This is a genomic window from Pseudomonas sp. BO3-4, assembly GCF_034044115.1.
Lineage (GTDB): Bacteria > Pseudomonadota > Gammaproteobacteria > Pseudomonadales > Pseudomonadaceae > Aquipseudomonas > Aquipseudomonas alloputida.
In genome coordinates this window covers 137,882-144,089 of the sequence record NZ_CP139018.1, presented here as the reverse complement: position 1 = coordinate 144,089, position 6,208 = coordinate 137,882, and the positions used below count along the sequence as shown (strand labels likewise).

The following is a 6,208-nucleotide window of genomic DNA, read 5'->3' as shown; positions in this document are numbered from 1 at the left end:
CGGAATGCGGCCAGGCAGAGGTCGATAACCAGCCTGACCCGGGAGCGCTTGCTCGCTCGAGGCACACCAGGCTTTCAACGCTGCGCAAGCCACAAGCAGCGATTTGTCGCAAATCAAAGACATGGCGTACGAGTGCGCAAATACTGGCCTCCCTATCATGGGAAATCGCTTGCGAATATTGAATGCAAGAAAGCAAAGGATCTGCTTTCTATAGATGAATTTTGACTAACAAGCCACGGATATGCGCCAACAAACCAGCGCCTGTTTACTGACAATGACTAAGCTGGAACCCACAGCCCTTGCTTCCCTTGGCTGAGTGGCAGGCTATGCTGCAACAAGCCGGATGATGGCTGGATCAAAAATGAAACAATCATTGCCCCGCTAAGTCTGGTGAAAATGAAGCACGTAGAATTGTTTACTCAACACCGATTCAAGGCGAACATTGGCCAGCTGCTCAAGCACCGGGGCGTGATAACCCTAATCAGCACAGCTTTGCCGTACCAATAGAGAGCCAGGGTGAGCCGACCCGACCTTAACGACGGCACACCCACCCCACCCACCACAAGGATGAAGAGAGCGCCGCGTGGAATCCGAAGTCAGTCGAGTCCAACTCAGCCACGATCCACGCAGTCAGCATGACGATCCCCTGCTGGATAGTCTGCTGAGCCTGTGTGTCCTGCACCAGAAGCCCGCCAGCCGGGTCATGCTGACAACAGGCCTACCGCTACCCGCCCAGCGCCTGAGCCCTGAACTGCTGCCCCGCGCTGCAGCCCGGGCAGGCCTGCAGGGGCGCCTGCTTCAGCGAAAGCTGGAGCAGATCCCAAGTATCGCCATGCCGGCCATGCTGCTGCTCAAGGAGGGCCGCAGCGCCGTCCTGCTCGGCTGGGAGAACGATGACACCGCGCGCCTGCTACTCAGCGAGAGCGACGGTGGCGAGGTGCACGTCAGCCGCGAAGCACTGCTAAGCGACTACAGCGGCCGCGTGTTCTTCGCGCAGCCGCAGCACAAGTTCGATGTCAACCACGGCAACCTCATCCCCCGCGCGAAGTCGTGGTTCCGCGACACCCTGCTGCGCAGCAAGTGGTTGTATATCGACGCTATCGCCGCCAGCCTGGTGATCAACCTGATCGCCTTGGCCGCGCCGCTGTTCGTGATGAACGTGTATGACCGGGTGGTGCCAAACCAGGCCACCTCGACGCTCTGGGTACTGGCCATCGGTATCGCCGGCGCGTACATCTTCGACCTGATCCTCAAAGGCCTTCGCGGCCTGTGCCTGGACCTGGCAGGCAAGAAGACCGACCTGATCATCTCGGCAACGCTGTTTGAACGTATCGTCGGCATGTCGATGAAGTACCGGCCGGCGCGGGTCGGCAGCTTTGCCCAGAACATTCACGAGTTCCAGGGCCTGCGCGACTTCCTCGCCTCGCTGACCCTGACCAGCCTGATCGACCTGCCCTTTACCATCCTGATTTTGATCGTCATCGCCATCATTGGCGGGCACCTGGTGTGGATACCGATCATCGCTTTCCCGCTGGCTCTGGGCATCGGCTACGCCCTGCAGCGGCCACTGATGGCGACCATGGAGCGGACCATGGCTTTGGCATCAGAGCGCCAGTCCAGCCTGATCGAAACCCTGGCGGGTCTGGATGCGGTAAAGGTCAACAACGCCGAAAGCGAACGCCAGTATATGTGGGAGCAAACCCTCGGCACCCTGAGCCGGCTGGAACTGCGCGTGAAAGTGCTGTCGAGCCTGGCGATGAACATCACCCTGCTGATCCAGCAACTGGCAGGCGTGGCAATGATCTGCGTCGGCGTGTACCTGATCATCGACGGCAACCTGAGCATGGGCGGCCTGGTGGCTTGCTACATGCTCAGCGGCCGCGCCCTCGGCCCGTTGGGCCAACTCAACGGCCTGCTCGCCCGCTACCAGCAAGCCAAGGTGACCATGGTCTCCACCGACCACATGATGGATCTACCGCAAGAGCGCAACTTCGAAGAGCGCCCGCTGAGCCGCAAGGTGCTACAGGGCAGCGTCGAGTTCCGCGGTGTCGACTTCACTTATCCGAACCAGCAGAACCTGGCCCTGAAGAATATCAACCTGACCATCCGCCCTGGCGAGAAGGTCGGCATCATCGGTCGCAGCGGCTCGGGCAAGAGCTCGCTGGCCAAGCTCATTGTCGGCCTGTACGAGGCCGATGGTGGCTCGCTGCTGGTCGATGGCGTCGACATTCGCCAGATCGATGTCAGCGAACTGCGCCACAACATCGGCTACGTCCCACAGGACATCCAGCTGCTGGCCGGCACCTTGCGTGACAACCTGGTCAGCGGCGCCCGCTACATCGAGGACGAATTGATCCTGCAGGCCGCTGAATTGGCGGGCGTACATGAATTCGCCCGGCTGCACCCCGACGGCTACGAGCTGCAAGTGGGTGAACGCGGGCAGAACCTGTCCGGCGGCCAGCGGCAGAACGTCGCCTTGGGCCGTGCGCTGCTGCTCAACCCGCAGATCCTGCTGCTGGACGAGCCGACCAGCGCCATGGACAACACCGGTGAAGAACGCCTCAAGCAGCGCCTGCAAGCGGTGGTGGAGGGCAAGACGGTACTGCTGGTCACGCACCGTGCCTCGTTGCTGTCACTGGTAGACCGGCTGATCGTGATCGATCGCGGGCAGATTGTCGCCGACGGCCCGAAAGCCGCGGTCATGGATGCACTGAAGAAGGGGCAGATCAGTGTTGCATAAGCTGGATATGGGGCAGTTCAAGGACGGCCTGCGGCGCTATTTCAAAGGCAGCGACTCGCTTGGCGGCCAGCCGCTGCCCGAGGTAAACAAAGCCCTGATCGAAGATGCACCGCGGGTGGTGCGGCTGACCATCTGGGGCGTGATCCTGTTCTTCGTGTTCTTGATTGTATGGGCCAGCGTTGCGCCCATCGACGAAGTTACGCGGGGTGAAGGCAAGGCTATTCCCTCTTCCAAGGTACAGAAGATCCAGAACCTGGAGGGCGGCATCGTCGCCGAAATCTTCGCCAAGGAGGGGCAGATCGTCGAAGTGGGCCAGCCATTGCTGCGCCTGGATGAAACCCGCTTCGCCTCCAACGTTGGTGAAACCGAAGCTGACCGCCTGGCCATGGCCCTGCGGGTCGAACGTTTGAGTGCCGAGGTACAGGACAGCCCGCTGATAATCGACGAAAAGCTGCGTAAAGCCGCGCCAAACCAGGCGGCCAGTGAGGAGTCGCTGTACCAGAGCCGGCGCCAGCAACTGCAGGATGAAATTGGCGGCCTGCAACAGCAGTTGGTCCAACGCCAGCAGGAACTGCGCGAATACAGCTCCAAGCGCACCCAGTACGCCAACAGCCTTGAGCTGCTGCGCAAGGAAATCAGTATGTCCGAACCGCTGGTGGCGACCGGCGCGATTTCCCAGGTTGAAGTGCTGCGCCTGCGCCGTGCTGAAGTGGAGAACCGCGGTCAGCTGGACTCCACTGCGCTGGCGATCCCGCGCGCAGAGGCGGCCATCCGCGAGGTGCAAAGCAAGATCGAAGAGACGCGTGGCAAGTTCCGAAGTGAAGCGCTGACCCAGCTGAACGAGGCACGCACCGAACTGAACAAGGCTACCGCCACCAGCAAGGCGCTGGACGACCGGGTGCACCGCACACTGGTCACTTCGCCAGTACGCGGTATCGTCAAGCAACTGCTGGTGAACACCATTGGCGGGGTAATCCAGCCAGGCAGCGATATCATCGAAGTCGTGCCACTGGACGACACGCTGGTCATCGAGGCAAAGATCCTGCCCAAAGACATCGCCTTCCTGCACCCTGGCCAAGAAGCGACGGTCAAGTTCACCGCGTATGACTACACCATCTACGGTGGGCTCAAGGCCAAGCTGGAGCAGATTGGCGCCGACACCATTACCGATGAAGACAAGAAGACTACGTATTACCTGATCAAGCTGCGCACCGATCGCAGTCACCTAGGGACCGACGAGAAGCCACTGCTGATCATTCCGGGGATGGTGGCGACGGTGGATATCATGACAGGCAAGAAAACCATCATGAGCTACCTGCTCAAGCCGATCATGAAGGCGCGCTCGGAAGCGCTGCGCGAGCGGTGATAGCCGACCTGCTGGTTTCACCATTGCTGTAGGAGCGGCCTCGTGTCGCGACAGGGCTGTACAAGCAGCCCTGCACATCGCTACCTGAACCTGGGGCCGCTACGTGGCCCTTTTGCGGCTCTAGGCTGTTCCTACAGCGGCGCGCGAGAGGCCATTCAGCGCCAAGGCGCAGGCTCACCCACCAGTTGCCCCTGAATCCCGCCTACTCCCATCTCCAGCAACACCAACCGCTCCCCTTCCGTCTCGACTCGCTCGGCAATCAGCGGCAGGTCGATGCTATGCGCCGCACGCTGGATCGCTTCGATGAACAGCCGCTTGTGCTGCTCATGATCGATGTTGCGGATGTAACTGCCGTCAATCTTCAGGTACGCCAGGCCCAAGTGCGCCAGGTTGCCAATCATGCTGAAGCGCCCACCAAAGCGCTGCAAAGCCAACCCGAAGCCAAGCCCATGCAGGCGCCGGGTGAGTTGCTCCAATGCTGCCTGCTCAGGCAACTGCTCCTCGCCAATTTCAAAAACCAGCCGCGGGCCGAGCGCCGCATTCTGGCCCAGCAGCTCGAAAATGCGCTGAAGGGCCTTGGGGTCGGCCAGGGTGGCGGCAGACAGGTTCAACGCCAGCACCTGGTCATGCCCTCGCAGATGCGCCAACACTTTCTCCAGCACCAGCACATCCAGCCGCGGCATCCAGCCGAAGCGCTCCAGCCAAGGCAGGAAGCGGCCCGCCGGCAAGGCCTCGCCCGGGCCATCGCGCAAACGCGAAATAACTTTGTGGTGCAGTACCCGTTGCGAGGAAGCGCACTCCATCACTGGCTGGAAGAACAACTCGAAATGCCCATTGATAAACGCCTGGTCGAGCCGTTCGTGCCAGGCATGCTGGCTATCTGCGGCAACCGCAGCAACACCTTGCTCAAGGCATACCCAGCCCGGCGTTGGCTGGTTCTCAGCGCGGGCCAGAGCCTCGTCGGCAAGCTTCAGCAACGCCTGTGGTGAATCACCAGGGCTGAATGGTGCCAGGCCTATACAAGCCACCGGGTCGATATCACTTGCCCCCGTTTCGTGCAGGCTCTGCAACGTTGCCTCCAGGGCCTGGGCAAGGTGTACGGCCTCCTCATGCACCATGCCCGGTGCCAGCACTGCAAATTCACCGCCGCGGCTGCGGGAAATGAGGTCGTTGGTTTCCGGGTAGCTGGCACAAGTACGACGCAGCTGTTCACCTACCGCTTGCAGCAACTGGTCGGTACGCTGGCCGCCAAGGCGGGCGTTCAGGCCAGCCAGGCCCTGAACCCGCAGCAACAGCAGGTAGCCGGCGCGCGCGTCTTCCAGGTTGCTTACCCGATTGTTCAGCTGCATTTCAAAATAGCGGCGGTTCGACAGCCCGGTCAGGCTGTCCTGGTAGGACTCCGCACGCAGCCGCTCACTGCGCTCGGCCTGCTCGGTGAACAGGGCTTTGAGTTTCTCGACCATCTGGTTCATCGCTTGCACTACGCGGCGTAGCTCCGGCGTGCGTGGCAACTCTGGCAGGCTGAGAAATTCGCGGCGAGCAATAGCGTGGGATTGCTCGACCATGTAGTCCAGCGGCCTCAACTGGCGACGCAACAGCAAAGCACCGAGCACGGCACTGGCCGCACCGCACAACAGCAACCAACCCAGGCTGCCCAAGGCACTTTGCCAAAGCTTGGCAATGGCGAACATCGGGTGGCTGATCACTTCAACGCGCGCGGCCTGCTGCCAGCCACGACTGACGATTGCATCGCCGCCGGCGGCCTCAAGGCCGATCAGGCGCACGAACCAAAGCGGCACACCGCCAGGGTCTGGCTCGGCATGACGCTCCACCAGCACGGCATTGGAACCCAGGTCGACGACCTTGATGCTTGCATAGTAACCACTGTCGAAAATCGAGCTGACCATCAGCTCGACCATCGCTGGGTCGTCGATATTCGGCGTCAGCGAAAGCGCCAGCGCGGTGGCCGCATCCTGGGCGTGCGAGCGCAGCTGGTTGACGTATTGGCTGCGCGAGCTTTCCAGGCTGACCATGAAACTGCCACTGAAGGCGACCACCAGGAACAGGCAAATGGCCAACAGCAATTGTTTGAACAGTGACAT

The 6,208-nt window shown here is 61.2% G+C and carries 3 protein-coding genes; 2 read left to right on the top strand and 1 reads right to left on the bottom strand.

All coding sequences use genetic code 11. From position 1 onward, the window contains the following. The first annotated feature begins 583 nt into the window (after positions 1–583). Both REH59_RS00665 and REH59_RS00660 read left to right on the top strand, forming a co-directional pair. A complete protein-coding gene (locus REH59_RS00665; protein WP_003256004.1) occupies positions 584–2,740 on the top strand; it encodes a type I secretion system permease/ATPase in 2,157 nt (718 codons plus the stop codon). A gap of 7 nt (positions 2,741–2,747) precedes the next feature. After that, entirely contained in the window at positions 2,748–4,106 is a 1,359-nt protein-coding gene (locus REH59_RS00660; protein ID WP_014859068.1) for an HlyD family type I secretion periplasmic adaptor subunit, read from the top strand. A gap of 155 nt (positions 4,107–4,261) precedes the next feature. On the opposite strand, the gene lapD is transcribed toward REH59_RS00660, so the two are convergent. After that, positions 4,262–6,208 carry a cyclic di-GMP receptor LapD gene (lapD, locus tag REH59_RS00655; RefSeq protein ID WP_014859069.1) on the bottom strand — a complete coding sequence of 649 codons (1,947 nt, stop codon included), beginning with the start codon at positions 6,206–6,208 and terminating at the stop codon, positions 4,262–4,264.

Excerpts from the sequence above, each read along its gene's own strand:
- REH59_RS00660 (WP_014859068.1), top strand. The coding sequence starts at position 2,748 with ATGGGGCAGTTCAAGGACGGCCTGCGGCGCTATTTCAAAGGCAGCGAC.
- lapD (WP_014859069.1), bottom strand. The coding sequence starts at position 6,208 with ATGTCACTGTTCAAACAATTGCTGTTGGCCATTTGCCTGTTCCTGGTG.